Source organism: Vibrio splendidus, from assembly GCF_002873455.1.
GTDB lineage: Bacteria > Pseudomonadota > Gammaproteobacteria > Enterobacterales > Vibrionaceae > Vibrio > Vibrio splendidus_J.
In genome coordinates this window covers 80,724-107,354 of sequence record NZ_MCUN01000009.1, presented here as the reverse complement: position 1 = coordinate 107,354, position 26,631 = coordinate 80,724, and the positions used below count along the sequence as shown (strand labels likewise).

Sequence of the window (26,631 nt, the reverse complement as noted above, 5' to 3'; positions counted from 1 at the left end):
ATGCGAAACATCAACCCTCCAGATTACGAAGAGCTTCTTCATTCACAAATTGCGGCAATGACCTCTTGCCAACCTAAAGATTTCAACGCGAAGTTTCGAGAGTTGGCTTTGCAAGGTATTGAATGGTTTAGGTTAGACAGAATCACCCTTTTCCCTAATTCAATGATTTTGTTGAATGACGGCAAGACTATCTCTGTTTCACGACCGAATATTCCCGAATTAGATAAACCCAGATTTTTACTCGGTAACTATTTGGATTATCTCAATTTGCTTCGCTCTAAACAGGAATATCAAATCTTCGATTGTGAGGGTCTTAAAAATTCAAAGATTGAACCACTAAGAGCACTTTATGATGAAGGTGCTCGATGGCATGGTATTGTGCGTTTAGAACTATTTGGTCAAACATGGGGCGCGTTAGCGTTTGCTAGATTCAGCGATGATGAACCAGAAATCACTCAACAAGAGCTAAAAAGACTCAAACTGCTTTGTGACACCTGGCTTGTTTACTGGCAACACTCCACAGTCACTCGTAGCCTGAACCACGGAACAGAAAAGCTGTTTGATGAAAACGAGAAACTGCTGAGGTTGAGTAAGAAACAATGCACCGTGTTAACTCTATTGGCACAAGGCCTCACAGCAAAGCAATGCGCTGAAAAACTGTTCTTAAGCCCAAGAACGATTGAGTCACATAAGTATCGAATGATTGATCTTCTTGAACTAGAAAGTAATACCGAATTAGTTCAGTTCGCGCTCAGAAACGGCCTAGGTATTGATGGATAAACGTTCGCTTATTCTACTTTTCTCTGAAGGTGCTCTCTGAAGCACCTTTTTAAAACTCAGTAAATTTACTCTACTCCCTCCCTGAACACTCGAATAACATCCTCTGCATCCCGCTTTAACCAACACTAATGGTAGGCATAAGATGCAAAAAAGAATACTGGTCCTTGGCGCCTCATCGGGTATTGGCTTCGAACTCGTTGAAACACTCCTGACACAAAACCACATCGTCTATTGCGCAGCTCGTCGCATTGATAGACTTCAGCCTCTTGCTGAAAAAGGCGCAAAAGTACTCGCTGTTGATGTACGAAATGAAAGCGATGTACAAGCTATCTTTGACAAAATCATGAGCGAGCAATCAGGTATTGATATCGTCTATGCCAATGCAGGATACGCAATTGCAGGTCCTGTCGAAGACACCTCGATAGAGAAAGCAAAACAACAGCTTGATACCAATTTATTTGGAGCAGCTCGGGTGGCTCGATCCGCATTACCTATCATGCGTCAACAAGGGGGTGGGCGCTTAATATTCACTACATCGATTGCTGGTCGCGTCTCAACAAGTATGAACTCTTGGTACTCGGCCAGTAAGCATGCACTCAATGGGTTAGCCAAAGGGCTCGCACAAGAAGTCGCTGATTTTAATATTAAAATCATCACTATTGAACCCGGTTGTGTACAGACAGAATTCGATGCAATCCAATTAGGTGACATGTTAGATAGCAACTCGCTACCTGAATACGCCCCACTAGTGAAAAAATCACATCGTTTCCTGGACCAAGCTTATAGCAAAGGGGTTTCTCCAACATCTACAGTGAAGATCATGATCAAAGCAGGCATGGCAGCGAATCCAAAACTGAGTTACCGCAGCACTTGGGATGCACGTTTAATGTGGTGGGCACAATCCGTTATTGGTGAGCGTGCTATGGGAAAAATATTCTTAAAACTAATCCATAGAATTAGCAGTTAAGCCGATTTATCCAATGAATAGATGCTTCAACCATCGAATAACTTATTCACTAACAAGTGCTTATTATCCACACAAGCTCGTTCGATGAACCTTATTACGAATGATGTCATGGTTAAAATGCATTTGGCCAACTAAGTGACCACTCACCTATTTTATTCGTGACTATTCATGCTCACTACTGGTCTGTACTTACTGCTCGTCGAGCTCACTAAATATGAGAACAACGCTCAACATAATGGCACTCTACTTACAAATGGACGATACCGGTGCATCCATTGATGACAGCCATTTAAACACACGCGATGGCAACGCAAGCGCAAACACGCTAATGCCTTCGATTGGTATTTTTCATGTTCGACAAGTGAATCAGAACGTTGAACAAGGTGATCAACGTTCTTTCCCCGTCTTTTAGAATCGGTAATCGATACCAATGGATGCGGTAACTTCTTCTGATGTTTCATCTAAATGTGTTGCATCATTTTGGATAGAGAGAACGTCGTATTTCAGCTCAAACATAATATTGAAGTCTTTGTCTGCGACTTTGGTTTTGATCCCTTGTATCCACATAAGGTTGGCTACTTGCATTTCAGCACCACTATAAGATGAGCCAAGATTTATGTTGAAGACAGAGAAGTGTGTATCGTTCCAAGGGTGAAGTGCGTACATGTTAACAGAACCAAGGTGTGCATCATCGCCACCAATGAGTTGCTTGATGTTACCTGACGTTACTCCTTTTGGTAACGAAGGCGGATAACCTCCTGACAGAGCTAATCTGGAGTTCATTAAGGTTGCAATATCATCTGTTTTGAAATCTACATAGGTGTAATTAACTGATGGAAAAAACAATGTGCCATCTTTGCTAGCCAAAGGCAGCATATAACCAGACGTATACATGTTTGCTGCATCGGCTAAATGATAGACGTCGACATAAACACCACCAAAGTGATCAAAATGCGCACCACGTATGCGAGCATTTTCAGACTGAGTGTAGTATTCAGCAAAGCCTACCGATTGAGAAATATCACTGGTAAGCCCGCTGAACCCGCCACCAGCCAACAGCTTTAGCTCGCCTTGGTCATCTGAAAACACAGCGGCTCGTCGGCTACTATTGCGAGGATCCGCATCATGATATTCATCATGGTTTTCACTAGCCAATGCTGGTGAGGAAATAGCAGCGCTGGTCAACGCTACTAAAGAAAACAGAGAACTTAAATGACGCATTATTCGATACCTTTACAATCATAACTTGAATGCCGTGAGAATAAATAAAGGTTATGAATAGCGCTACTTATAGCGACAATTAGTAAATCTTATTTAGGAAAAATAAACACCATGAAGAGTAGCTATAACAACCTATTAAATCTGAATTACCTTCGTGTATTCGAAGCCGTATATACATACAGGAATACTTTAAAGGCCGCGGAATATTTAGGCATTAGCCAATCGGCAGTAAGCCAAACTCTAAGTAAAATACGAGAATATACTGGTGATAAGTTGTTTTATAGCTCAGGGTCAAAATTACATGCAACACAGAAAGCGGATGTGATAGGAGAGAGCTTACAGCAACAAATAAAATTTCTTGATGAAAAACTGTCTAATAATCTATTTACCGATCCGAAAACATTTGATGGTGAAATAACAGTTGCTGTATCTAGTGTTTTACTAGAAGCGATTGCAAATGAATTGACCAGTTCAATTATGCTCAACCACTTTCCTAAACTACGATTGAATATTACGATTTGGGATGATGACACCCAGCAAGACATATTAGATGAACGTGTACAGCTTGGGGTTAACTTTCACCCGACAGATACGAGTAAAGCGATTCGTGCCGTACCATTGACTCCTAGCCAACCCGTGATTATATCTCGACTCGATCACCCTATATGCCAAACCAATTGCTCGTTAGAGATGTTCAAGAGTTATCCATGTGGCGGTATGTTTGTCCCTGGTCTTCCTGACTACGGTGCAAAACTAAAGAAGAACTATCCTGACATTTTTGATTTTCAGTATCGCTCGGCCAGCATGTCGGTTCTGACAAATTTAGTGGAACATTCTGACTTACTTGTTATTGCTGAAAATCTATCGTCGAGCATGGCGAAACATAGAGTGGCTTTTCATCAACCTAGTTGGTTAAAAGACTATATACCGAACTCACGAAGTCATGCGGTTTACTATCTAGAAAAAAATCACCGTACATCGCTTTATGAACACTGCATTGAGGCAATTAGCATGGCGCTACGCAATCAGCATGGTGTAACTCAATCAATATAGTGTTACGCAACCAGTATATCGTACGAAATTTGCATCGTATCGCGAAATCATCAGAAACGTTTGGAGTACATTTACACGGGTTCGAATGCGTAAAATGCAGTAGATCTTACTGCATGTTTTAGCAGGCCACTTTAGTAAGATCGCATCCAAGATATAGATGTTTGGTATAGCAATAATGAACAAAAAACCACAACTACTGGCTCTTGTATATCTAGGCATGTTTACCCTGTAAGGCCACACAGCGCTCTAATGTAACCATTGGGGATTCGGATTTGAGACAGAATCTTACCGACTAGACAGTTCTATTTACTCGACCGTTAACGGCATCGCTATCGTACTTGGCGAATACCCTGATACGCGCAAAGAGGTCATTGGTCACACGGATAGCAAAGGTCGCGATATACCCAATCAAACTTTATCTAAGAAACAAGCTAAATCAGTCGGCGATTACCAGGTGAGCCAACAAGTACCTAATGGCCGATTTAATACAAAAGGCTACAGTGCGCTGCCCTGTTTGTGGAAAATCAACGCAGAAGATCGAACGTGTAACCGTCGTATATAAATCAATATCCTCTCAATGAAATAAGGCAATTCGATGTTTTTTAATAAATACCTCAAACCATTTTTGACTGTTGGCGGCATAATCACCATGTCTGCCGTCGTCTACGCTATCGATCCTGAACAAGCTCTTATGGGCATGAATAACCTGCCCTTCGATTCAAACTACGTATTTTTGTTTCGCCACTGGGGCATCATGGTAGGACTAATGGGCTTCTTCATTGTGTTATCAGCATTTAAACCTAGCTGGCGCGCACCTATTGTTCTCTATTCATTTATTGAAAAATTATTCATGGTCTACTTATATGTGAGTAACTTTTTCAACCCAGAAACAGCACATTTGAACGCTAGTTTTATTCCATTCGCCGTCACAGATATCATCATTTGTACCTACACACTTGGCTACTGGTACGAAAACTACAAGATCAGAAAAAATGTGACCGCTTAAGCCGAGAGAAGGTTTGCTACTCAAAGATCGTTTTTCAAGCGCTCCACATATTGCCTGGGTGTCAGGCCTCGATGTTTCTTAAACATCCGATTAAAACTCGCGACGTTGGTGTAGCCTAGCCTCGTCGCGACTTCTTCTATCGGCACTGAATACAACAATAGTTCCACCGCCACGTTGCTTAACGCGTATCCCATGATGGTAGAAAAGTTAACACCCAATTTGTGTAATCGTCGCTGGAACTGCTGTTCGGATAAACCGAGTAGACTGGAAACTTTATGTAAGGTGGGCAGGCCGAAATGTCGGCTGTAATTGATCATCTCATAAGTAACCTTATGTTCATCACCGGCATCCGGCATATTAAGATAGTTATCTAAGTCATGAAAATTCATCGCCAAACTCATCTTGCCTACGGAAGGTGACTGATTGATCGAGAGCCGCAAATGACCCGGTATCCAAATTTCCGTTCGTGGTTGTCCCCATTGAATGTTACATCCAAAATACTCTTGATAAAGTTGAGTGTTTTCTCGATAACCTGAGATAGATATGGCTGCGGGAGTAAAGTCGTCTCCCAAGTAACGTCTTAATATCTTCATCATAAAAATGGCGACTCGGATTGAGTCATGAACCTTGCCCGCCTCTGTGTAAGCAGGGTTGTCGTAGCACCATTTAATCAACTTACCGACTTGGCACCATAGAGAAAAGCACCTGACTGCAAGCAGTGCAACCCGATGTTAACTCGACGTATGGTAGAAGCCAGATCATGCCCTGAGAAAAACCAGTTTGAGAGAGGACCTAGCCTTTCAATATCCACCCTATCAGCAAGCTTCAAAATAATGTCGGAATCGCCAGTTTGCTGTTCAAGCACACCATACCATTTGTCTACCTCGCTGACGGGAATAAGGCTCATTGGGTTATTAAATACCGACTTGGGGATACCTAATCTCTCTACATTCACGAGCTTATTAATCGTTGCGTGTTGATAAATACCCAAAATCCCTAATGCCCTTAAGAAGTTACAATTGTTCATTAGCTACCAAACCTCAAAGTAAAAATGACAGATCAAATCATATTGTCATTGTTATTGAAATAATTAGTAAATTTTCAACCTCTAAATCTGATATCAATCACACTCTGTGCTCAATTTAACCTAGGGTTTATCAATGAGTTTAGTGAGTGTCCCATTTGTCGGTACCGGCGCCGATACTGCTCTACACGTCGTAGCAGGCGTTGTATTGATCGCAACTATCGCTGCTGCATGTTACGGGTTCTGGCGTGTGCATGAATTACCAATCAATAAAGCTCACAGCAAAGAGCACCAACAACTCGGCTTAATCACCGCATTAACCTGGATTGGTTTTATCTGGCACTGGGTATGGGTACTCGCCGTGATCTTGGCCTTTGTAGATATGGAAAAAGCCATCATCAACCTGAGAGACACGTGGAAAGCGCCGGCAACGTCTGATGTACCGCCAGAACAAAACGATAAAAATGAGGAGAGCCCAGTATGTTAGAAGGCTTAGCTATTTGGGCACTGTTTATTTACTTACTTAGACTAGTCGGCATGCCATGGAACAAAGGCACCAAGGCTTTTTCTTACCTTGGTGGTACATCTTGGTTGCTGTTCGTATGGGTTGGATTAATCAACTTCACTCCAATGGATCTCTCGGGTGGTTCAGTTGTCCAATCCCCGCATATTCAACTGCGTCCGGACTCAACAGCGGTCAAAGGAAAAACCACCAAGGTTCACATCAGTCCAAACCAAGATGTGGTTGAAGGGCAACTTCTTTACGAAATTGATGACACTAAATATGTGATTGTGAGAGACAAAGCAAGCGTTCAACTTGAGTCAACGGAAGTCGCTTTAGACACAGCTCGCCAAGAAGTCAGCATTGCTAGAATTAGCTATCAATCGGCGCTAGAAGACATCAAAACATCTATTGCACAGATAGAGTCAGCAAAGACAGACCTAGTGCTGCAATCTAAGACGCTTGACCGTTATCAGAAACAAAACAGTGTTGTAGAACATACGATTACAGAAACCGACATAGACCAACAAATAGCAAAGGTAGATTTAGCGACACATAACGTCACTACATTGGAATCTCAACTCAACAAGAAAGAAGTCGATGCCGAGAGCGCGAAATTAAACATCCACAAAGCTGAAACCAACGTTAGCAAGAAACAAACAGAGGTCGATTCAGCCAAGGCAACTCTGGCGCAAGCGCAATGGGATCTTAACAGCACGAAAGTAACAGCACCGACCGATGGCTTTGTGACGAACTTTATTCTTCGTGAAGGACAACGAGTTTCGCTGATGCCTCGTATCCAAATGTATACCGAAGAGAAGTACGTTTTAATGCGAGTCAATCACCAAGCGATTCGCAATATTAAGGTAGGTCAGCCAGCAGAATTTGCGACAGCGGTATACCCCGGGAAAGTATTCTCTGCAACCGTAGAAGGCATTGTAGAAGCGACAGGAGAAGCGCAAGCAACTTTGCTCGGTATTGATGAGCAGGTTCGCGTTACTACAGGCAAAAATCTTCAGAACAAGCACCACTTTGTTCGTTTAAAAATTGACGAAGCAGAGGGTTACGATATTCCGGTTGGTTCTGTCGGGTTAGCGTGGGTTAGCGGTGAGAAACCTATCAGCTTTATGGCGTTCCTAGACGTAATACGCGGGATCATCATTAGAATGAAGTCGCAACTGTACTTCTTCTACTCCATCTAAAACTTATCTTAGGTGCAACCATACAAAGCCCGTACTTTCTCAGATCGCACGGGCTTTCTAGTATCTTAATTCTAGGGTCTAAGCTTCAGAAAGAACCCTCCAAAAATGAGAATTTAAGCAACATTCAACATTCAACATTCAACATTCTCTTTTATCTGTTTTTCCTTCCACTAAATTACACCAGATCGCAAAATGCGATTGCAAAATGCAACCAACCATTACGAAAACGCGAAATAAACGCTTAAATACGCACCAGATTGCTATAAAACCACCGTTTTACGTGGTTTTAAAAGTTGGCACACTAACTGCAATGTATATAACGACCCTTCTTAAGCCGAGGGTCACCTAGCCAACTGACGTTGTTAGTGAACCTATTCTTGTTCACGATATATATAAGCCAATTGCGATTATTGCGATTGGCTATTTTTTTGCCTGCAATTTGAGAAACATCACCCACCCAGTATACAGATACCCATTCATAAACATAATAATCAACATCCATAGCCAACCACAATCAAAAGACATCTGATGCGTTATAGAAAACGTTTTCTATTTATTTTAATAAAAAAATACAAAATATAACCTTATGTTTTATAGCAACTTTAGTCCAATAACTGGTCCCAAACCGCTTTTATTGACAAGATTAGCATTGACTGCGTCATTTATATCACCATAATGCGCACGTTTGCCTGCAATACGGCGACCGTTAATTCTAATTTTGATCATTTGCGGAGGTAAAAAATGGCTGCTGATAATAACTACAGTCTTGGGCCGGTTCCTACATCGGCGAGAAAAGGAGTCGCTTCACTGACCATGGTAATGCTTGGACTCACTTTCTTCTCTGCAAGTATGTGGACAGGTGGTTCACTCGGGACTGGTCTTTCATTCAACGATTTCTTCCTCGCCGTTCTCATCGGTAACCTAATTCTCGGTATTTACACTTCTTTTCTTGGCTACATCGGCTCATCTACTGGCCTCTCTACTCACCTTCTTGCTCGTTTTTCTTTCGGTACTAAAGGCTCATGGCTCCCTTCGGCTCTACTTGGTGGTACACAAGTCGGTTGGTTTGGTGTGGGCGTTGCAATGTTTGCCATTCCAGTCCAGAAAGCAACGGGGATTGATACCAACACCTTGATTATTGTATCTGGCTTGTTGATGACGGGTACGGTGTACTTCGGTATTAAAGCGCTAATGGTACTTTCAGCGATTGCGGTTCCAGCGATTGCCATTCTGGGTGGTTACTCAGTTCTGACTGCGGTAGACAGTGTTGGCGGGTTAGAACAGCTGCAACTGATTAAGCCTGAGACGCCAATGGATTTTTCAATGGCATTAGCAATGGTTGTGGGTTCGTTTGTGAGTGCAGGGACGCTGACTGCCGATTTCGTTCGCTTTGGTAAAAAGCCAGCGAGCGCAGTATTAATTACAATGGTCGCGTTCTTCATCGGTAACTCACTGATGTTTATCTTTGGTGCAGCCGGTGCAGCAGCCACGGGTCTCTCTGACATTTCAGATGTGATGATTGCGCAAGGACTACTTCTTCCTGCCATCATCGTTTTAGGCTTGAACATCTGGACAACCAATGAAAACGCACTTTATGCGTCAGGTCTTGGTTTATCCAACATCACTGGTCGCTCAAGTACTACAATGTCTATCATTAATGGCATCGTAGGTACGATTTTCGCGCTTTGGTTATACAACAACTTCGTCGGCTGGTTAACCTTCCTTTCGCTGGCAATTCCACCGATTGGTGGCGTAATCATCGCCGACTTCTTTGCGAACCGTAAACGTTACAAAGATTTTGCAAAAGCAGAGTTCCAAACCGTTAACTGGGCTGGCATTATCGCGGTAGCAACAGGCGTAGCCGCTGGTCACTTCCTTCCTGGTATCGTTCCTTTGAACGCCGTGTTTGGTGGTGCGATCAGTTACCTCGTGCTTAACCCTCTATTGAATAAAAACGCTCTGAAATCTCAGGCCGCTTAAGGACACACTATGACAACCTTATTAATCAAGAACGCGAAGCTTCAAGACCAAGATGGCTTGAAACAAATCCTGATTGAAAATGGTCAATTTTCTCGCATTCTCGATAATGACGCACCAATCAATCATCAAGGTGAGATCCTTGATGCTGAAGGTGGCATTGCAGTTTCTCCTTTCTGTGAACCGCATATTCACCTAGATACTACGCAAACGGCTGGAGAACCTAACTGGAACATCTCTGGTACTTTGTTTGAAGGTATTGAGCGTTGGGCTGAGCGTAAAGAATTGTTATCAATTGAAGACGTAAAGTCTCGTGCCAAGCAAACACTGAAATGGCAAATAGCTAACGGTGTTCAACACGTGCGTACTCACGTAGATGTATCAGACCCTACGTTAGTTGCATTAAGAGCGATGGTTGAAGTTCGTGAAGAGATGAAAGAGTGGGTCGACATCCAGATCGTTGCATTCCCTCAGGAAGGTATTCTTTCATACCCTAACGGCAAAGAACTGCTTGAAGAAGCAGTAAAGATCGGTGCCGATGTTATCGGTGCTATCCCTCACTTCGAATTCACTCGTGAATATGGTGTTGAATCTCTGCACTATGCGTTCGAGCTTGCACGCAAGTACGACTGCCTGATCGACGTTCACTGTGATGAAATCGATGACGAGCAATCTCGCTTTGTTGAAACACTGGCGGCCCTTGCTCATAAATTCGACATGGGTGAAAAAGTAACGGCAAGCCATACTACTGCAATGGGTTCTTACAATGGTGCTTACGCATCTCGCCTATTCCGTCTGTTAAAGATGTCGGGTATTAACTTCGTCGCGAACCCGTTAGTGAACATTCACTTACAAGGTCGTTTCGATGACTATCCGAAGCGCCGTGGTGTCACTCGTGTTAAGGAGATGCTAGCGGCTAACATCAATGTGTGTTTCGGCCATGATGACGTGTTTGACCCTTGGTACCCGCTAGGCACAGCGAATATGCTTCAAGTTCTGCACATGGGGCTGCACGTAACACAGGTTATGGGTTACGACCAAATAAACACCTCACTTGATTTAATCAGCAAGAACTCAGCTCGTACATTGAACATACAAGACAACTACGGTATTGAAGAAGGTAAGCCTGGTAGCCTACTGATCTTACCTGCGGACAATGGCTTTGATGCTGTTCGTCGCCAAGTACCTGTTCAGTTCTCTATTCGCCACGGCAAAGTAATAGCAGAGACTCAACCAGCTAAAACAAAAATTAATTTAGATAAGACTGAAGATATCAACTTCAAACGATAATATCGTCTATACTAATGAGGAAAAGGAGGCTTAGGCTTCCTTTTTAATTTGTCATTTCATGCAATTTTATAAAACCAACCGCTATTTCAGTTGGTTTTGTTAACGAGCACAACATGACAAAAAAACTCGCTGATTTCTCAATCAATGAGTGTACAACCGGAAAGACTGTGTTAACATGCATTCGCTCTGTTAGCCGGAGTTATTTAAGTTAGATAAATAGTAAAAAATGACATGTAAAATCGTTACCCGTTTTTGTAAGTAGTTTTTCCTTATTTCTTAGCAATATTAAATAATTCAATTATCAGCGCATTGCAGTAATGCAATCAACAATTTAGAAAATTTATGAATAAGGGACAAATTATGTCTAACACAAATACTGGCACTGTAAAATGGTTTAACGAAGAGAAAGGTTTCGGTTTCATTTCTCAAGACAACGGCGGTGCTGACGTATTCGTACACTTCCGTGCAATCGCTTCAGAAGGTTTCAAAACTCTGAAAGAAGGCCAAAAGGTTTCTTTCGAAGTTGAAAACGGTCAAAAAGGCCTACAAGCAGCAAACGTTGTTGCTCAATAATTAGCTTTTAGCTAAAAAGAATTTTAAAGCGCTGATTTTTTCGGCGCTTTTTTGTATCTGCTCATAAATATTTTCATCCTTTCCCTTTCTCGATACAAGTTTCAGCGTTACTTCTCCAATCGATCACGAGATCACCGTGCTCCCCCCTTACTAAAGTTTTAATACAAAACTCAACCAGTGTTCCATAGTGAATAACCAAAAATATGGTTAAAGAACAAACCATTAGCCACCATTTATGAATGCGCAATCGATATTCATAATAAAAATGAGTTATTTATCCAATCCTCATCTATTAATCATATAATTTTTAAAGCAAAGACCTGCGAAATCCGCTAACCTTGTCCACAAGTGGCTCGAGTTAGTTTGGTATCTGCAGTAAAAATAATGAAAAAAGACGAATTCCAGAAATCCACCGCTAATCTAAAAAAAGCGGTACCTCTTATGATGAAGAACAGAGTGTCTACCACACCTGCAAATTACGCACTTTGGTACACCTATGTCGATAATGCTATCCCACAGCTTACTAAAGACATGGATGGTATTTTAGAACACTACGGCATTTGTCCTCCAGCCGTCGGTGAACAGCTTTACAACAATTATGTTGCGAGCAAATCTGAAACCAATATCAACGATCTTCGCGCTAACCTAGAACTGTTAGTTTCTGAAGTATCGAATTCAATGAATGATACTCTCACCGACACCTCAGCTTTCTCTGACATGATCGATAAAAGCTTCGAGGATTTGGCTCGTGTTGATAATGAAAGTTTATCGCTCGACGAAGTCATGTCGTTGGTTCGTCAGTTAGTTTCTGAGTCTCGTCATATTCGTCACTCTACTCAGTTTCTAAATTCTCAGCTGCACTCTGCTACATCAGAAATTACCAAGCTTAAAACCCAGCTTGTAGAAGTACAGAAAGATGCACTCTTTGACAGCACAACGACACTCTATAACCGTCGCTCTTTCGACCGTGATATAGAAACCTTGTGTGAAGCGAAAGAATCTTTGTGTTTGATTCTTCTCGACATCGATCATTTTAAAAATTTCAATGATACCTATGGCCACTTGTTTGGCGATATGGTTCTTAAAGGGATAGCTCGCAAGCTGAAGTTGAGTAGCCGTGAGGGTATTTCTGCTTATCGATTTGGTGGTGAAGAGTTCGCTCTCATCGTGCCAAACAGATCTTTGCGTATTGCTCGTCAGCTCGCTGATACTAATCGACGCTCTCTAGAAAAGCTGTCTATTAAAGATCGTCGTAGTGGTGAACAAGTCGGTAGTATCACCGCATCGTTTGGTGTAGCTGAACTTGAACCCGGTGAGTCATCACAATCACTGATCGAACGAGCCGATAGGCTACTTTACGAAGCGAAATCACTCGGCCGTAACCGAGTCATGCCTCTGTAAGGTTTCTCCGCTGATTCTACTCAATTAGAACCAGCGAGCACGAATTGATATACATTTGAGAAAGAACCCAAAAATGCCCCAAAGACTCACTATTACGTTATTCTTTGGGGCTTTTCCGTTGGCTATATGTATCGGCTTAGTACTTACTGGGTTTAAACCTTTCAGTGTTCCAAACCTTATTTCATACGACTAAAGTTGGTAGCAGTAATTCAGGCAGTAATCTTCACCACTCTTTGCTCTGAACTCTTTATCTTCGCTGCATGCCTTTGGTTTACCCTTTGCATCACCTTGAATCAAACTGATCCAATGGCGCATTGCTGCAATGGTCTCTTCGCGTATCGTGGTCGTTGCTTCCATTGGCGATTGGCCGAACGTGGTGCATGACTCTAACTGAATGTCATCAATCTCCACCAACTCAATGCAACCCGTCCCTTTATGACAACCAAACATCACTTCTAAGTGACTGCCACTGCCATCTCGGAACAAGATAGAGTCTGGGTCATTCTTCTCCCCCATGTACGCTACAAACTGTTTAGGGTGCTTTAGACCGCTGTGCTGACCATCTTTAAAGTAAGCCATGATATGGCGGTAATCAACTACGTAGCTGGTTACGTCTTGATGTGAACCATTCTCTAGTGGGAACAGTCGATCAAGCAGCTGTTTTGCTTTCACTTGCTTCTCTGTTTGCTGGTTGGCACTGATTGTCTCCACGGCAAAGACAGCTTCAGCGATAAATGGTTTTGATTGTTTTTGGATTTCTGTTTTATCGAATGTAAGCATATTCATAGTCTTTCCCTCTTGACTAGCCCGGTGATAACCACCGATTTCTACAGCAAAAATGTGTCCTAGAGCAATTATTCCAAACTAACGTTTAACTTATTTGTCATTTTGTGAATTGCTTAGTTTGTAGATTAGCGCTTTTTTACATACAATTTCACAACAAAAATTTTACAATGTGAATTTTACAAATATGGCCTTGTCAAAAAGTTTAGTTCGTCAGTCTCATTTCCTAGGTACGAAAATACGTAACCTAAGAAAACGTAACCATTTAACGATGGAAGATCTGTCTGCGCGTTGTATTAGAATCAACCCAGAATACGCACCTTCCGTTTCTTACCTTTCAATGATTGAACGTGGAAAGCGTGTGCCAAGCATCGACATGCTGGAAGTGATTGCGCAGGTTTTTCAGAAGACCCCAACGTGGTTCCTCGACGACGAATCAGAACAACAAGCCATTGCACCTGACAAAGGGAATCGTGGTGGGATAAATGGCATGGCACTCGAGCCTAGCTTTCTTTTCTCCAACGACATCCTGCAGATTGCGATTCCTGAGATGCTGTCACAAACGGGGATCTCAGGTCGTCAGTTTGCGCACCTCTTGATTAGGGCACACCAAGAGAGTAACCAGAACCACTTCCCTGACCTTGAACGTGCCGCAGAGGAAGTTGGCCTAAAACGCCTTAACCTGAGCGTAGAAGACCTTATAGACATCGCTAGAACCCTCGGAATTAACATCCGCTGGGTTACGCGCACGCCGCAGGACGTTGTTGATGAGCTCGGAATTAATGCCAAGCAACTGGTTACTTCATTCTTTGAGCCTCCCGGCACGATCTTTTTAAACGAGATACTCAAAGAGTATCCAACTCGTCTGAAATACGATCTCTCGGTTTATATCGGCCATTGCATTCTGCATAGCAAAGAAGGCCTAAAGAGTGTGTTGTCGGTCGGTAACAACAACACATGGGATGACAACCAGGTTTCAGGCTCTTCACAGCTGAACTCTCAAGACATTCTGCAAGCGTGGCGAGACTTTGAATCCAGTTTCTTTGCTGGAGCACTTCTGTGCCCGAAAGTCCCGTTTAGACAGCTGCTTGACCGCACTGGTTACGAAATAGACGTTCACAAAAGAGCGGGGGTTTCCCCCTCTGTTGCGATGCGTAGAATGACGGTAGTATCGCCCTACCCTCATTGGCACTACTTTGATGCTTATGGCCCGGGGAAACTCAAAGCGGTATACCGCGGGAACGGGATTCCACTGCCTTGGGGGAACATGAGAACGGTCGCCGACCCATGTCAACATTGGGCTGTGTTTCGTCGATTATCAGAACCTCGGGCAGGTAGCTCAGCTCAAATATCCATTCTAAATGTAGGGGATGAGCCAAGAATCTATTGCTGTGAATCCATCAATATGACGGATCCTGCGGGTAACAACCGTGTACTGTGCGCTGGTATAGATTTAAACCCAGCGATTGACGCTCAAGGCGGTAATTCAAGAGACATAGCTGAGCAGCTTAAAGCGTCATGCGTCAACAATGGTGGCTCTGTAGTAATCCCACGTAACATCAAAAAAGATCTCACGACAGTAGCCAAGATTCTAAATATAAATTGGATTGAACGTGGAATTGAGACAGAGGCTAGGCTTATCTGCTCCAGAGGTGGAGAGTGCCCACGCCAACCAAGCTGTTACTCAAAGTGTGGTGAGTAAAAAAGTAAAACCAACAAGTAGAACTTAAAATTCAGGCAAAAAAAAACCAACCACAATAAAGGTGATTGGTTATATATTTTGTGTGAACAATATGGGTTCACTAACAACGTCAGTTGGCTAGGTGACCCTCGGCTTAAGAAGGGTCACCATTATTAATGCAGCATACGTGCCAACTTTTAAAGTACGTATTTACTAAGCATCTGAACACGTATTGGCCATAAACCCCTGCTTGTTTTGCAAACTGAAATTGCAAATTGCAAAAATCCATAAAAACGCTAGTGATTATGTTGTTATTAATAAATCATTAACGAATCATTACCCTTCTTATCAATGCCGTATTTCCTGTTGATTCAATAGTTTCATGCGCCAAAAAAATCACTTCTAATTCGCAAAATAATACCCATAAAAAAACGCGAATATTGAAAATCAATATTCGCGCTTATTTAAGTTAGATTGCAGAAATTCACTAGTGAACAAGAACCTGCTTAAAAGTAATTCTCGTTACTGAATCGCTACAAAGTTACCTTCTCAACCTTTCAGTCTACCAAAGAACACCTATTTCTGAGGTGCAGGCTTAGAACGGCTTCTAGATGGTGAAGGCTTGTTGCCTGTAGGCTTGTTACCTGCTGATTTGTTAGACGGTTTGCTCGAACCATTACCTACACCGAAACCAGACTTCTTAGGTTTACCTGCGCCAGCTGGCTTACCAGAACTATTCGTAGAAGGCTTGTTAGCTGCATTACCGCGCTTATAGTTACTGCCATTGTTTCTTAAAGATTTATCATCACCCGCAGCTGTTGAGTTGCTGTCAGAAGCTTTGTTGCCGGAGTTAGGCTTGCTCGCATTAGGCTTACGTTTAGGAGCAGAACCTGAACCAGAGACATGACGCTTATTCTTACCTGCTGGTTTATGCCCACGAGCATTCTCGCCAGAACGTTGACCATCCGAGTGTTCGCGTGTCTTTTTCGGTTTCTTAGCCTTAATCGGACGCGAATCCAAACGAGATTCTGGCAACTTGTTTACAGGTGCAAAACCTTCAAGTTCACGGCGTTCAAGCACCTGCTGAATAAGGCGCTCGATACCAAACAGTTCACCTACTTCATCAGCACACACCAATGAAATTGCTTTACCAACTTCACCAGCACGGCCAGTACGACCAATACGGTGAACGTAATCTTCTGATACGTTTGGAAGATCGAAATTAACCACTTGAGGTAGTTGCGGAATATCGATACCACGAGCAGCGATATCGGTCGCTACTAGTACTCGTACCTTACCTGTTTTGAAGTTCTCTAGGGCCTTAGTACGCGCGCCTTGGCTCTTGTTACCATGAATAGGTGCCGCAGTGATGCCTTGCTCGTCAAGGAAGTGTGAAAGTTTGTTCGCGCCATGTTTTGTTTTGCTAAACACCAGTACTTGTCGCCAATCATTATCTTTGATCAGCTTAGCTAGCATTGGGGCTTTTTTCTTCTTATCTACTGGATAAATACTTTGTTCAACGGTTGGTGCCGTTGAGTTCGCAGGGCTCACCGAGATTTCAACTGGGTTGTTGACTAGGCCTTTTGCCAAGCCTCGAATATCATCTGAGAAAGTTGCTGAGAACAGTAGGTTCTGACGTTTCTTAGGCAAGAAAGCCAAGATCTTACGGATGTCGCGAATGAAACCCATGTCTAGCATGCGGTCAGCTTCATCTAAAACTAGGATCTCTAGCTGATCAAAACGCACTGCATTTTGGTTATATAAGTCAAGTAGACGACCCGGTGTTGCTACCAGTACATCACTGCCTTTACGCAGTTTTTGCATCTGAGGATTAATTTTCACGCCACCGAATACAACCGTAGAAGTCAGAGGTAGATTAATACCGTACTTAACCACACTGCCATTCACTTGTGCTGCAAGCTCACGAGTTGGTGTTAAGATCAATGCACGAACTTGATTCTGACGTACGCGAGAGCCTTTTGATAACATTTCAAGAATAGGTAACGTGAAGCCTGCAGTTTTACCTGTACCTGTTTGAGCAGCGGCCATAACATCTTTGCCCGTTAGGACAGCTGGTACGGCTTTCTCTTGGATTGGTGATGGCTTATCGTAACCTTGTGCTTCAATAGCTTTAAGGATCGGTTCAGAAAGGCCAAGGGAGGTAAAACTCATAAATTATTTTCTCAGTTGAATAACATTTAGTATGAGCAACACCCCATGAAGGCGTATTGCTGCAGCTTTTGCTTATCAAATCATTGATACGAAGCAAAGCGCGGTATTCTGAGGCTTTTCCCCACATTCAGCAACTAAATTCTAATCATTGACCATATTCAACTTAGATAACTTGGCGCTTCTGTTGGTACATTTTTTCATCAGCGGCTTTCAAGAGTGCATCGACATCATCATAGTTTTTATTATGAATTACCCAACCAACGCTAATTCGAAGATAAATAGAGTGCGCCTCGTAGATAACAGGTGTCGTACATATCTCTCTTCTAAGCTTATCGACAATCGAAGAGACATGTTGATCATCCATGATGCGGGGTAACAAGACTAAGAACTCATCCCCTCCTATCCTTGCGACAATATCTGAAACGCGCAACTCACTCTTAATGCGCTTAGCACATTCAACTAACACTTGATCACCAGCCGCATGACCGAAGGTATCGTTGATTGCTTTGAAACCATTGAGGTCGATATTTACAACTGCAAAGGTTCTCGGCCTTTGTTTTTGGGAGGTCTTAAATGCCAGCCTTAGGCTATACATGAAGTATCGACGATTCGGTAGCTTGGTAAGTTCATCATGCATAGAGCGGCTATCTGCAATACGGTACAGACGATAAATAGTTAAGAAGGCAAATGCTAATACTAGCATAATGGTGTAGCCCACCAGCCTTACCCCGTAGATACGATACCAAGGTACGTCCATCAATACATGCTCGTTACCAGAAAGAGCAAGGTACCAACCACCGTATGGAAAACTCACTTGTTCGGTGGCAAACGCATTGTCAAATACGTTCTGAATACCATAAAAGACGGCGCCACCTTTGCCCGAACTATTTGCACCACGTATCGCGAGTTCGTATTTTTTCTCAATGTCCCCAATTCCGACATCTTCAAACAGCTCATCTAAGCCAATAACAGCACTCGAAACACCCCAATAATTTTGATTGAAAGGCGGGTCTAGAAAGATCGGAGTTCGCGTGATGAGTGCTTGACCACCTTGGAACAATTCGAAAGGGCCAGCGATAAACGTGTTGCCAATATTACGAGCGATCTCAACGGACTCCCACTGATTTGGGTGATCACGATAATTGATACCGAGAACCTGCTCGTTGCCTTCCAAAGGGTAAACAAAGTTTAGAATGTCATCTTTGGCGAGTCCGATCAGTCGAATATGAAAGCCATCTTGAATGATATTCTCAGCAATCTTGTCCCAATTATTAACGTTACCATCAGGGTTGATGGTCACTAAAGTCGAGAAGTTGTTGAGGACGTACATATCTGACACGATCGCAGCTTCGATCCGAGAACGAATAATGGATAATTGTTTTTTCCCCTCAGAATAAGATTCATTCTTAAGAAAATTTAATTGCTTGGCGTGAAAGAACTCAATCGCACCAACTATCGCAAGGAAAAAAAGAAAAGATACTACTTTGGCAGACCACTGCTTGCTAGAACCACTTGGCATTTACGAACCTCTAACACTTTTGTTCTATATACTGCCTTATGACGGCTCATTTCTGGCTTATTCTTCCAGTATGCCGCTAAGTCACTAAAAATCTATACTAACGTCTACTATCGATCAAATATTGTGCCATTCATCACTTCAGGTTTGTTGCCTATACTAATTGCTTAGTCAAAAAATGTTAGTAAACCTTATAAACCTTGCATTGTATTGACTCAAACCTTACATCAAATGATTCATCGGTGTTATTTTACACAGACTATTAATCAGCTTGGTACCTCACGACATGAAGCTAAAAACGATTACACTGTGCACATTGCTATCAACCTCAGTTACGGTCGCTGTTCACGCACAAGAGAACGCTCTTGCAACAAATGTACCGAGAATTCAAACCCAAGCAGATTCTCTCCACTCTCATGAACAATCTTTCAAACAATCTGCAAACCTCATTCGTTCTACCTATGAAAAACAACTGTATACCCTGCCCGCCTTCAAAGAGGGTCATTATGGTTTACGTATGTATCGACAAACATTAGATGATAAATATTCTGCTGCGGTATGGAGTGACATGGCACGAGTGGCAAGTAAGCTCAGCACCCTGTCGAATGACGTTCATACCATGGAACAAATCGTACTCTACTCGGAGAAGCGCGTTGCTTCTTATGTTGGCGATAATGACGAGCGCAGTGTTCGACGCTACAACATCACCAAGCACATGCCAGAATACCTCTACCTTGGTGTTGACCTTCTTGGCTCAATGGCACGTGCCAATGAATACGGTTTAGAGCACAAGAACGATGCCAAGTTGCGTGAGATCATTCGTCGTTATGACTTTTCACGATACGTCACCAACGAAGACATGGTGAAAGCGTGGGCGGCTCAACTCGCCAATCAGGTCTACTGGCTACGCCAACTGAGTGAGCAAGATGTCGTTGATGAGTTCGTCGACACCTTTAAAAAAGCTTACCCAGACGATGAAGACAGGAAGCTTTCAAGCCAGCAATTCGGCAACAAGCTCTATGGCATGACACACGTCATCTTTGGTGATTCCGAGTACTATCAGCATCAAGTAAGTGAACAAGATCATCAATGGATCTACGATTATTTCAGAGAGAACATCGATACGATTCTGTTGCGCGCTAAAGAAGATGTAATTGCAGAAGTTGGATTAACCTTCTTACTCGCAGGCCTAGAAAATGACCCGGTTGTCGAAAAGACTCGACTCGCGATTCAAGCTTCTATCGATGAGAAACAAGGAATGATCCCTTCTATCACCGGCGACTTTGACCTTGAGTACGGTGAACACCGCAACGTGTTAGCAATCATGTTACTCGATTGGCAACAAGTGAACGAAGCACCGACGTTAAAAGGCAATCCTAAAGTGTTTACTACGATTCCGTATGGGCTAATTGAAAACCAGCCATTGAGTAAATAGAAACTCCGGAGTTCATCTATAAAAACCTAAAAAGCCGCAAACCTCTCAAGGCATGCGGCTTTTTTAATTCTTACCACACCAACACTTCATTCAGACTCAGAACACGGCTTTGTTCATCACTATCGTGAAATCCCCTTCTGCGTAACCTTCTATCAAAGAGACATCATCACAAAGCGTTTTACAGAAGCGATAGACACCTTGAGGGTGATAACTCATTAAGGTATTTCGTGATGGATAATAACTTGAGTTCAACAGATTGAAGATCACCGTGTGATTCGCCAATTCATACATACGAGTAATCATGTTTGTCAGGTAATCAGAATCACGGGAGATATAATTCAACGAGCCACTGGCGATAACAATATCGTGCACCTCAAGGCTCATTTTGCTCATGTCTCCCGACAAAAACTGACAACGATCTTCAGTGTAGTTTTGCTTGGCCTTTTTCAGAAAGTCTGCGTGTTGATCAACGCCTGTGTACGATTGAATTCGATAGATACTGTCGAGCAGTGCAAACAGCTCGCCATAACCACAGCCCAAATCCAAAACACTTTTCTTTTCGAAGTCAGCCGAACGAGCGATCACTTCAAAGCGACACAATTGACTCTCTTCGCTAGTCCAACCTAGAGCTTTGGCTTGGTCGCCATTTGAGCGCTTAGTCTGCTTTCGGTGATAGCGATACACCTTCCAACGATCACACCAGTGCATTCAAATCTGTCCCACTGTAATGAACATCAGCACACCTTAGTGAGATTAAGCGTTAGAATTGGAAGAAAAGAGCCCACCGATCTTATAACCAATCGCATAGCAAACCACTGCAACAGTCACAAACACCAATGCCGAGAAGAAATGCCCCACCGATGCGGCGACACCAGTGCCCCATACGATGCTGAAGACTAAACCGTGGTAAGCCTCTTGCGGCCACTGAGAGATAGGAAACTGAGTACCACCAGCAATAAGATAAACCATCGCAAACAAGCCGATAAAGGCAGTGATAAGACCGATGAGAACGCGCATGTTCATGGGGAGACCTTTGATTTATTGGACTTGGTTGCCATTATTCTTAATCGAAAGCGGATGTGCTTAGTCGAAACCGAATGTTCTTAGCCGAAACCGAACGATATTAATCGCAACCTAATGATATTCAAGTATATCGGATAAAATGGACTTGCTCTATTACTCTTCCGAGTGAGCCTTATACACTGCAGAGTAATGAAAGTAGTGGTTTGAATCTGAATCAACCTAACCAGCAGGCACAAAAAAGCGGATACCCTTCTTACGTAAACTCCGTAAGTAAGATACCCGCTTTTACTAAATTTAAGCGCTTTTATTGAATCTAGCTACTTTAACTTAATCTAGCTTAAAGCAGGATGAAGATACCCGCTAAACATGCACTCATTAGGTTTGCTAGCGTACCAGCCGCTACCGCTTTCAAACCTAAGTTTGCCACTTCTGCACGACGCTCTGGTGCCATTACACCAATCGAACCTAATTGAATTGCGATAGAACCAATGTTAGCAAAGCCACATAGAGCAAAAGTCACAATGACTTGGCTATGTTCAGATAGCAGAGCTTTGTTCTCAACGAAGTCGATGAAAGCAACAAACTCGTTCATCACGATCTTCTGACCGATGTAAGAACCCGCCATTAATACTTCATCACTCGGGATACCAATTAGCCACGCAAGAGGCGAGAACAGGTAACCGAAGATAGCTTGCAGTGTAATACCCGCAAAACCGAACATTTCGCCTAGGCTTTCCAAACCCGTGTTCACCATTGCAATCACACTCACGAATGCGACCAGCATAGTACCGACAGCTACCGCCACTTTCATACCGTTCATTGCGCCACTTGCCAATGCATCGATCACGTTGCTTTGGTCAGCTTTATCTAGCTCAATGTGCTCGTAATCACTTGGCGTACTGCGCTCAGGAACAATGATCTTCGCCATCAATAGGCTGCCCGGAGCCGCCATGAAGCTTGCTGCGATCAGGTATTTAAGTTCAACACCTAGTCCTGCATAACCACCCAGCACACTACCGGCCACTGACGCCATGCCGCCCGCCATTACAGCAAACAGTTCAGAACGAGTCATAGACTTTAAAAAGGGACGAATAAGAAGAGGAGACTCACCCTGAGAAAGGAAGATATTACCTGTTGCAACTAGAGATTCAGCTTTACTGGTACCTAGCAGTTTTTGCACGGCGCCACCAAGAACTTGAATCACTTTCTGCATGACACCTAAGTAATAAAGCGCAGAGATCAAAGCACTGAAGAAGATAATGATTGGAAGTACGCGAATCGCAAAAATGAAACCTTCAGTAGCAAGATCGCCAAAAAGGAAAGCGATACCAACGTCAGCAAAACCAAGCAGGCTTGAAACACCATTGCTCATGCTCGTTAGTGCCAATTGTCCCCACGGGAAATACAACACCAAAGCAGCGAAGCCGATTTGAAGTAATAGTGCACGAGAGACCGTTTTCCAGTTAATAGAAGAGCGGCTCTCAGATAGCAGACATGCGCAAGCAATCAGTGCAATAACACCGACAAGACCAAATAGAATATTCATAATGTGTCCTAGTAATCCTTAAAGAGTGAACATGAGCCAAACGAATGACATCAAAGGAATAGGACAAAGAACCGCAAGCAAAACGCTACGCGATGAAGGAGCTAACAACGTTAGCGACTGTAACAACGAGTTGTTCATGTAAAAATCACCTTATACAAGCAGTGGAACGTAGCTGGTCCGGTCCGTGGGGTCATTCACATATCCATGTGACGGCTTGTATTGGCTAAGCACCGGCTTAAAACCGGAAAAGAAGTATAAACAGTTAAGTGAGACTTTCATCACATTTTTTGACGCAAACGATCGCGCGGTCAAGGATTAAACAAAACGCTGTGTTTATCGTCATTTGTATGCATAAAAACTGTAAACAACCTGTATGAGGTTGAATTTGCAATGTTAAGCCTTTAAACGTACGAGCGTAATCACTCGGTTAATTCTGTGTAATTCTTATCCCTTTTCTGTGCTCTGCCTCATTTCACGGCACTTCAAGATTCATCTTAAGTTTAGATGCGTATATACTTTGTATGATCTCACCAAATAATTATCTATAAAATACTAATAGAGCTGATTAGATATAACAGCCATCGAGACTAAGAGAGGAAACACTTGAAGAAAATGGAAGCTCCGCACGACATGAACAATGGAGCTAAATTCAAAACAAATAGACATGGCTATGTGACAGTAGTTGAATATTATAATACCTATACTGTTATTGTCGCGTTTGAAAACACCGGAAATATCCGCGCTATCAGTGCGGCGAAATTACGTACAGGTCAGTTAACCGACCGTTCTGTCGCACCTGAATCTATTATGATTGGTGAAAAGGTTGAATCCGTTAAACATGGAATATTAACCATTACCCAAGTTGAATCTGAAAATATTGTGGTACTAACCAATAGGAATAACGAAGAAATTCGGATGTTATTACCAGCCGTACAAAAAATGAAAGATAAAACTGAAGAAGTTGATAATGAGAAAACGGAGGCTCCAAAACCGACTTCTCTTAGCCAACTAACCAAAAGAAGTAAAAAGACCAAAGACGTTAATAGTATGCTTAAGAAAATGCTTACCGATTACGGTCGATACGATTAATTGTCCATTTTCCTAAATAAATCCTCTCGACATTTATACCTTAACGCCTCAAATAAATAAGCGCACCATTCTCAATAAAATACGTTGCATATTCGAGTAAAAAGTTAAATTTGATCAAGATCTCACTCTCGATCTTTAACACAACCTAACGAGATCTCCATCACAATCTCATTTTCGCTTTGTGATGTAGATCTTATTGAAATCTGAATATTTCCATTACTATGCTCTCACACAATAAGAGAACGCAGTTTCTCAACCCCTAAAATCCAATTGAGACAAATATTATGAAAAAGATTCTTGTAGTTTGCGGTAACGGCCTTGGTACTTCACTAATGATGGAAATGGCAGTAAAAGAAGTGGCTAAAAAAATCGGTTTCGAAGCAGAAATTGATCACGAAGATCTATCTTCAGCTGCATCAAGCAATGCTGATATTTGGGTAGCTGCAACAGACGTTGCAAACCAACTAAAAGAAGGCGGGAAAGAGAACATCATCAGCCTTAAAAATATTTTTGACAAAGCATCAATCGAAGAACAACTAAAAACTTTCATGTAAGGTCAAAATTATGCAAAACTTTTTCGAGTTCATGCTCGGCTTATTAAAAGAGCCAGCAATCATGGTAGGTTTAATTGCTTTCATTGGCCTTGTCGCACAAAAAGCTGATATTTCTACCATTCTAAAAGGCACAATTAAAACCGTAATGGGTTTCCTAATTTTAGGTTTTGGTGCTGGCGCTCTTGTTGGCGCACTAAATAACTTCTCAGTTGTATTTACTGAAGCATTCGGCGTAAGTGGTGTTATTCCAAATAACGAAGCAATTGTTGCATTAGCACAAGAAGCATTCGGTTATGAAATGGCTCTAATTATGTTCTTCGCATTCGTTGTGAATATTTTATTGGCTCGTATTACTCCTTTAAAATATATTTTCTTAACGGGTCACCACACAATGTTCATGTCTATGTTAGTAGCGGTAATTCTGTCTACAGCAAACATTGAAGGCACAGCTCTAGTCGCAATCGGCTCTATTATTGTGGGTACATTAATGGTTGTGATGCCAGCACTAGGTCAAAAGTACACTGAAAAAGTAATGGGTACTGATCAACTGGCTATCGGTCACTTCTCGACATTGTCTTACATCGTGTCTGGCTTCATTGGTAGCAAATTCGGTGACACATCAAAATCAACAGAAGACATCCAAGTTCCTAAGAGCTTAATGTTCCTACGTGATACGCCAGTAGCGGTAGCAACAACAATGGCAATCTTCTTCATGCTTGCATCTATTATTGCGGGCGGCGAGTTTGTAGAAACAGTATCAAGCGGTCAAAACTGGGTTGTATTTACCTTCATGCAATCTCTAATCTTTGCAGGTGGTGTTTACATCGTATTGCAAGGTGTGAAGATGTTAATTGCTGAAATCGTTCCTGCATTTAAAGGGATCTCTGACAAACTAGTTCCGGGTGCAAAACCTGCTCTAGATTGCCCAATGGTATTCCCTGTAGCGCCAAACGCGGTACTTATCGGTTTCCTTTGTTCTTTCGCTGCTGGTCTACTAGCAATGGCAGTACAAGGTGCACTTGGTTGGACAATCATTGTAGCGGGCGTGGTTCCACACTTCTTCGTAGGTGGTGCGGCAGGTGTTTACGGTAACGCAACTGGCGGTTTACGTGGCGCAATCCTAGGTTCATTCACGCAAGGTCTGTGTATCTCTTTCCTACCGATGCTGCTACTTCCTGTACTGGGTGGCCTGGGTCTTGAAGCAACAACCTTTGCTGACTTCGACTTCGGTGTAGTTGGTCTGATTCTAGGATGGATTGTTTCATGAGCCTATTCGATTTAATCGGTAACCAAGGCGTTATCATCAACTCTGACGAAAACCTAACGGTTGATGCTGCGATTGATTTAACCTGTTCAACACTGCTAGCAAGCAACAAAATTGAAGCAAGCTATGTTGAAGCTATCAAACAAAAGCACAAGGACATTGGCGCGTACTATGTTCTAGCACCAAAGATTGCGATGCCTCATGCTCGTCCTGAAGATGGTGTGAACGAAGCATCTCTACAAGTGACGGTATTCAAAAAGGGTGTTGATTTAGAGTCGGAAGATAACGGTGATGTTTACCTCTCAATTACTCTGGCAGCGATGGACTCAGATAGCCATATCCATACTATTATGGCGCTATCGGAGTTGTTCCAAAATGATGATGACATTGATGCCATTATCGCAGCGGAAACAGAGCAAGAGATCATCGAGATCTTAAAGCGATACTAATCTCGAGGTTTAAACCCTGATATTTATCTCTTGAGAGCCCCCATTAAAAAAGCGATAGCCGAGGCTATCGCTTTTCTGTTTCTGGTGCTTAGTCATTTATCTTTTAGCATGAATTGAAACGCA

The 26,631-nt window shown here is 42.6% G+C and carries 24 protein-coding genes and 2 pseudogenes; 18 read left to right on the top strand and 8 right to left on the bottom strand.

The window, feature by feature from the left end; genetic code table 11:
* The 3 genes from BCU75_RS07520 to BCU75_RS24195 all read left to right on the top strand — a co-directional run bounded on the left by BCU75_RS07520 (position 1) and on the right by BCU75_RS24195 (position 2,159).
* Positions 1–780 carry a helix-turn-helix transcriptional regulator gene (locus tag BCU75_RS07520; protein ID WP_076676415.1) on the top strand — a complete coding sequence of 260 codons (780 nt, stop codon included), beginning with the start codon at positions 1–3 and terminating at the stop codon, positions 778–780.
* Positions 781–922: 142 nt separating this feature from the next.
* Positions 923–1,747, top strand: coding sequence for an SDR family NAD(P)-dependent oxidoreductase (locus BCU75_RS07515; RefSeq protein ID WP_102473406.1), 825 nt, complete (start codon positions 923–925; stop codon positions 1,745–1,747).
* A gap of 214 nt (positions 1,748–1,961) precedes the next feature.
* Positions 1,962–2,159 (top strand): hypothetical protein, encoded by a 198-nt coding sequence (locus BCU75_RS24195; protein WP_133148288.1) that lies wholly within the window; start codon positions 1,962–1,964, stop codon positions 2,157–2,159.
* Here the strand turns inward: BCU75_RS24195 and BCU75_RS07510 are convergent.
* The gene (locus BCU75_RS07510) at positions 2,156–2,968 is read right to left on the bottom strand and encodes a hypothetical protein (protein WP_076676411.1); all 813 of its coding nucleotides are present in this window, start codon (positions 2,966–2,968) and stop codon (positions 2,156–2,158) included. The two genes, BCU75_RS24195 and BCU75_RS07510, sit on opposite strands and share 4 nt — an antisense overlap.
* 111 nt (positions 2,969–3,079) lie before the next feature.
* On the opposite strand from BCU75_RS07510, the gene BCU75_RS07505 reads away from it, so the two are divergent.
* From BCU75_RS07505 to BCU75_RS07495, 3 genes and pseudogenes are all read left to right on the top strand, one after another.
* A complete protein-coding gene (locus BCU75_RS07505; RefSeq protein WP_076676409.1) occupies positions 3,080–4,021 on the top strand; it encodes a LysR family transcriptional regulator in 942 nt (313 codons plus the stop codon).
* Positions 4,022–4,304: 283 nt separating this feature from the next.
* Positions 4,305–4,583, top strand: a pseudogene (locus BCU75_RS24820) (OmpA family protein); the annotation flags it as partial.
* Between the two features lie 33 nt (positions 4,584–4,616).
* Complete coding sequence (locus tag BCU75_RS07495) at positions 4,617–5,027, top strand: hypothetical protein (RefSeq protein WP_102466492.1); 411 nt, start codon at positions 4,617–4,619, stop codon at positions 5,025–5,027.
* Positions 5,028–5,047: 20 nt separating this feature from the next.
* Here the strand turns inward: BCU75_RS07495 and BCU75_RS07490 are convergent.
* Positions 5,048–6,054: pseudogene (locus BCU75_RS07490) on the bottom strand (helix-turn-helix domain-containing protein).
* A 133-nt stretch (positions 6,055–6,187) separates the two neighbouring features.
* Between BCU75_RS07490 and BCU75_RS07485 the strand changes: the two are divergent.
* From BCU75_RS07485 to BCU75_RS07460, 6 genes are all read left to right on the top strand, one after another.
* Positions 6,188–6,538, top strand: coding sequence for an MFS transporter (locus BCU75_RS07485; RefSeq protein ID WP_102473404.1), 351 nt, complete (start codon positions 6,188–6,190; stop codon positions 6,536–6,538).
* On the top strand, positions 6,532–7,755 hold the full coding sequence (locus BCU75_RS07480) for an HlyD family secretion protein (protein WP_102473403.1): 1,224 nt from the start codon (positions 6,532–6,534) through the stop codon (positions 7,753–7,755). Before BCU75_RS07485 ends, BCU75_RS07480 begins: the two co-directional genes overlap by 7 nt.
* A gap of 741 nt (positions 7,756–8,496) precedes the next feature.
* The gene (codB, locus tag BCU75_RS07475; protein ID WP_102473402.1) at positions 8,497–9,735 is read left to right on the top strand and encodes a cytosine permease; all 1,239 of its coding nucleotides are present in this window, start codon (positions 8,497–8,499) and stop codon (positions 9,733–9,735) included.
* Between the two features lie 9 nt (positions 9,736–9,744).
* Positions 9,745–11,022 (top strand): cytosine deaminase, encoded by a 1,278-nt coding sequence (locus tag BCU75_RS07470; RefSeq protein WP_102473401.1) that lies wholly within the window; start codon positions 9,745–9,747, stop codon positions 11,020–11,022.
* Positions 11,023–11,382: 360 nt separating this feature from the next.
* The gene (gene cspE / locus BCU75_RS07465; RefSeq protein WP_004730009.1) at positions 11,383–11,595 is read left to right on the top strand and encodes a transcription antiterminator/RNA stability regulator CspE; all 213 of its coding nucleotides are present in this window, start codon (positions 11,383–11,385) and stop codon (positions 11,593–11,595) included.
* Between the two features lie 384 nt (positions 11,596–11,979).
* Positions 11,980–12,996, top strand: coding sequence for a GGDEF domain-containing protein (locus BCU75_RS07460; RefSeq protein ID WP_102473400.1), 1,017 nt, complete (start codon positions 11,980–11,982; stop codon positions 12,994–12,996).
* 189 nt (positions 12,997–13,185) lie between these two features.
* Here the strand turns inward: BCU75_RS07460 and BCU75_RS07455 are convergent, their stop codons facing one another.
* Positions 13,186–13,782, bottom strand: a complete 597-nt coding sequence (locus BCU75_RS07455; RefSeq protein ID WP_076676392.1) for a malate synthase — start codon at positions 13,780–13,782, stop codon at positions 13,186–13,188.
* A 169-nt stretch (positions 13,783–13,951) separates the two neighbouring features.
* Here BCU75_RS07455 and BCU75_RS07450 point away from each other — a divergent pair, with 169 nt between their 5' ends.
* Positions 13,952–15,481 carry a DUF3612 domain-containing protein gene (locus tag BCU75_RS07450; RefSeq protein ID WP_102473399.1) on the top strand — a complete coding sequence of 510 codons (1,530 nt, stop codon included), beginning with the start codon at positions 13,952–13,954 and terminating at the stop codon, positions 15,479–15,481.
* A 555-nt stretch (positions 15,482–16,036) separates the two neighbouring features.
* Here the strand turns inward: BCU75_RS07450 and BCU75_RS07445 are convergent.
* Positions 16,037–17,632 (bottom strand): DEAD/DEAH box helicase, encoded by a 1,596-nt coding sequence (locus tag BCU75_RS07445; protein ID WP_102473398.1) that lies wholly within the window; start codon positions 17,630–17,632, stop codon positions 16,037–16,039.
* Between the two features lie 163 nt (positions 17,633–17,795).
* Positions 17,796–19,151, bottom strand: a complete 1,356-nt coding sequence (locus BCU75_RS07440; protein ID WP_102473397.1) for a diguanylate cyclase domain-containing protein — start codon at positions 19,149–19,151, stop codon at positions 17,796–17,798.
* 283 nt (positions 19,152–19,434) lie between these two features.
* Here BCU75_RS07440 and BCU75_RS07435 point away from each other — a divergent pair, with 283 nt between their 5' ends.
* Positions 19,435–20,583 carry a DUF3541 domain-containing protein gene (locus BCU75_RS07435; protein WP_102473396.1) on the top strand — a complete coding sequence of 383 codons (1,149 nt, stop codon included), beginning with the start codon at positions 19,435–19,437 and terminating at the stop codon, positions 20,581–20,583.
* A gap of 96 nt (positions 20,584–20,679) precedes the next feature.
* Here BCU75_RS07435 and BCU75_RS07430 read toward each other — a convergent pair whose 3' ends face one another.
* From BCU75_RS07430 to BCU75_RS07420, 3 genes are all read right to left on the bottom strand, one after another.
* Complete coding sequence (locus BCU75_RS07430) at positions 20,680–21,291, bottom strand: class I SAM-dependent methyltransferase (RefSeq protein ID WP_102473395.1); 612 nt, start codon at positions 21,289–21,291, stop codon at positions 20,680–20,682.
* Positions 21,292–21,336: 45 nt separating this feature from the next.
* Positions 21,337–21,606: a hypothetical protein gene (locus tag BCU75_RS07425; RefSeq protein ID WP_102473394.1), complete on the bottom strand. Its 270-nt coding sequence runs from the start codon at positions 21,604–21,606 to the stop codon at positions 21,337–21,339.
* A gap of 337 nt (positions 21,607–21,943) precedes the next feature.
* Complete coding sequence (locus BCU75_RS07420; RefSeq protein WP_076676378.1) at positions 21,944–23,152, bottom strand: NupC/NupG family nucleoside CNT transporter; 1,209 nt, start codon at positions 23,150–23,152, stop codon at positions 21,944–21,946.
* 612 nt (positions 23,153–23,764) lie between these two features.
* Between BCU75_RS07420 and BCU75_RS07415 the strand changes: the two genes are divergently transcribed.
* The 4 genes from BCU75_RS07415 (at position 23,765) to BCU75_RS07400 (ending at position 26,508) form a co-directional block, all read left to right on the top strand.
* Positions 23,765–24,241, top strand: coding sequence for a hypothetical protein (locus tag BCU75_RS07415; RefSeq protein ID WP_102473393.1), 477 nt, complete (start codon positions 23,765–23,767; stop codon positions 24,239–24,241).
* 284 nt (positions 24,242–24,525) lie between these two features.
* Positions 24,526–24,795 (top strand): PTS sugar transporter subunit IIB, encoded by a 270-nt coding sequence (locus BCU75_RS07410; protein WP_076676374.1) that lies wholly within the window; start codon positions 24,526–24,528, stop codon positions 24,793–24,795.
* Positions 24,796–24,805: 10 nt separating this feature from the next.
* Positions 24,806–26,062, top strand: coding sequence for a PTS ascorbate transporter subunit IIC (locus BCU75_RS07405; protein WP_004729966.1), 1,257 nt, complete (start codon positions 24,806–24,808; stop codon positions 26,060–26,062).
* Entirely contained in the window at positions 26,059–26,508 is a 450-nt protein-coding gene (locus BCU75_RS07400; RefSeq protein ID WP_198592528.1) for a PTS sugar transporter subunit IIA, read from the top strand. Before BCU75_RS07405 ends, BCU75_RS07400 begins: the two co-directional genes overlap by 4 nt.
* Positions 26,509–26,631 lie beyond the last annotated feature (123 nt).

What these genes read in the sequence shown, in the direction of transcription:
- BCU75_RS07415 (WP_102473393.1), top strand. Translation starts at nt 23,765, where the DNA reads ATGGAAGCTCCGCACGACATGAACAATGGAGCTAAATTCAAAACAAAT.
- BCU75_RS07495 (WP_102466492.1), top strand. Translation starts at nt 4,617, where the DNA reads ATGTTTTTTAATAAATACCTCAAACCATTTTTGACTGTTGGCGGCATA.
- BCU75_RS07420 (WP_076676378.1), bottom strand. Translation starts at nt 23,152, where the DNA reads ATGAATATTCTATTTGGTCTTGTCGGTGTTATTGCACTGATTGCTTGC.
- BCU75_RS07445 (WP_102473398.1), bottom strand. Translation starts at nt 17,632, where the DNA reads ATGAGTTTTACCTCCCTTGGCCTTTCTGAACCGATCCTTAAAGCTATT.
- BCU75_RS07435 (WP_102473396.1), top strand. Translation starts at nt 19,435, where the DNA reads ATGAAGCTAAAAACGATTACACTGTGCACATTGCTATCAACCTCAGTT.
- BCU75_RS07440 (WP_102473397.1), bottom strand. Translation starts at nt 19,151, where the DNA reads ATGCCAAGTGGTTCTAGCAAGCAGTGGTCTGCCAAAGTAGTATCTTTT.
- BCU75_RS07405 (WP_004729966.1), top strand. Translation starts at nt 24,806, where the DNA reads ATGCAAAACTTTTTCGAGTTCATGCTCGGCTTATTAAAAGAGCCAGCA.
- BCU75_RS07410 (WP_076676374.1), top strand. Translation starts at nt 24,526, where the DNA reads ATGAAAAAGATTCTTGTAGTTTGCGGTAACGGCCTTGGTACTTCACTA.
- BCU75_RS07510 (WP_076676411.1), bottom strand. Translation starts at nt 2,968, where the DNA reads ATGCGTCATTTAAGTTCTCTGTTTTCTTTAGTAGCGTTGACCAGCGCT.
- codB (WP_102473402.1), top strand. Translation starts at nt 8,497, where the DNA reads ATGGCTGCTGATAATAACTACAGTCTTGGGCCGGTTCCTACATCGGCG.
- cspE (WP_004730009.1), top strand. Translation starts at nt 11,383, where the DNA reads ATGTCTAACACAAATACTGGCACTGTAAAATGGTTTAACGAAGAGAAA.
- BCU75_RS07515 (WP_102473406.1), top strand. Translation starts at nt 923, where the DNA reads ATGCAAAAAAGAATACTGGTCCTTGGCGCCTCATCGGGTATTGGCTTC.
- BCU75_RS07480 (WP_102473403.1), top strand. Translation starts at nt 6,532, where the DNA reads ATGTTAGAAGGCTTAGCTATTTGGGCACTGTTTATTTACTTACTTAGA.
- BCU75_RS07505 (WP_076676409.1), top strand. Translation starts at nt 3,080, where the DNA reads ATGAAGAGTAGCTATAACAACCTATTAAATCTGAATTACCTTCGTGTA.
- BCU75_RS07400 (WP_198592528.1), top strand. Translation starts at nt 26,059, where the DNA reads ATGAGCCTATTCGATTTAATCGGTAACCAAGGCGTTATCATCAACTCT.
- BCU75_RS07520 (WP_076676415.1), top strand. Translation starts at nt 1, where the DNA reads ATGCGAAACATCAACCCTCCAGATTACGAAGAGCTTCTTCATTCACAA.
- BCU75_RS07485 (WP_102473404.1), top strand. Translation starts at nt 6,188, where the DNA reads ATGAGTTTAGTGAGTGTCCCATTTGTCGGTACCGGCGCCGATACTGCT.
- BCU75_RS07470 (WP_102473401.1), top strand. Translation starts at nt 9,745, where the DNA reads ATGACAACCTTATTAATCAAGAACGCGAAGCTTCAAGACCAAGATGGC.
- BCU75_RS07430 (WP_102473395.1), bottom strand. Translation starts at nt 21,291, where the DNA reads ATGCACTGGTGTGATCGTTGGAAGGTGTATCGCTATCACCGAAAGCAG.
- BCU75_RS07425 (WP_102473394.1), bottom strand. Translation starts at nt 21,606, where the DNA reads ATGAACATGCGCGTTCTCATCGGTCTTATCACTGCCTTTATCGGCTTG.
- BCU75_RS07460 (WP_102473400.1), top strand. Translation starts at nt 11,980, where the DNA reads ATGAAAAAAGACGAATTCCAGAAATCCACCGCTAATCTAAAAAAAGCG.
- BCU75_RS24195 (WP_133148288.1), top strand. Translation starts at nt 1,962, where the DNA reads ATGAGAACAACGCTCAACATAATGGCACTCTACTTACAAATGGACGAT.
- BCU75_RS07455 (WP_076676392.1), bottom strand. Translation starts at nt 13,782, where the DNA reads ATGAATATGCTTACATTCGATAAAACAGAAATCCAAAAACAATCAAAA.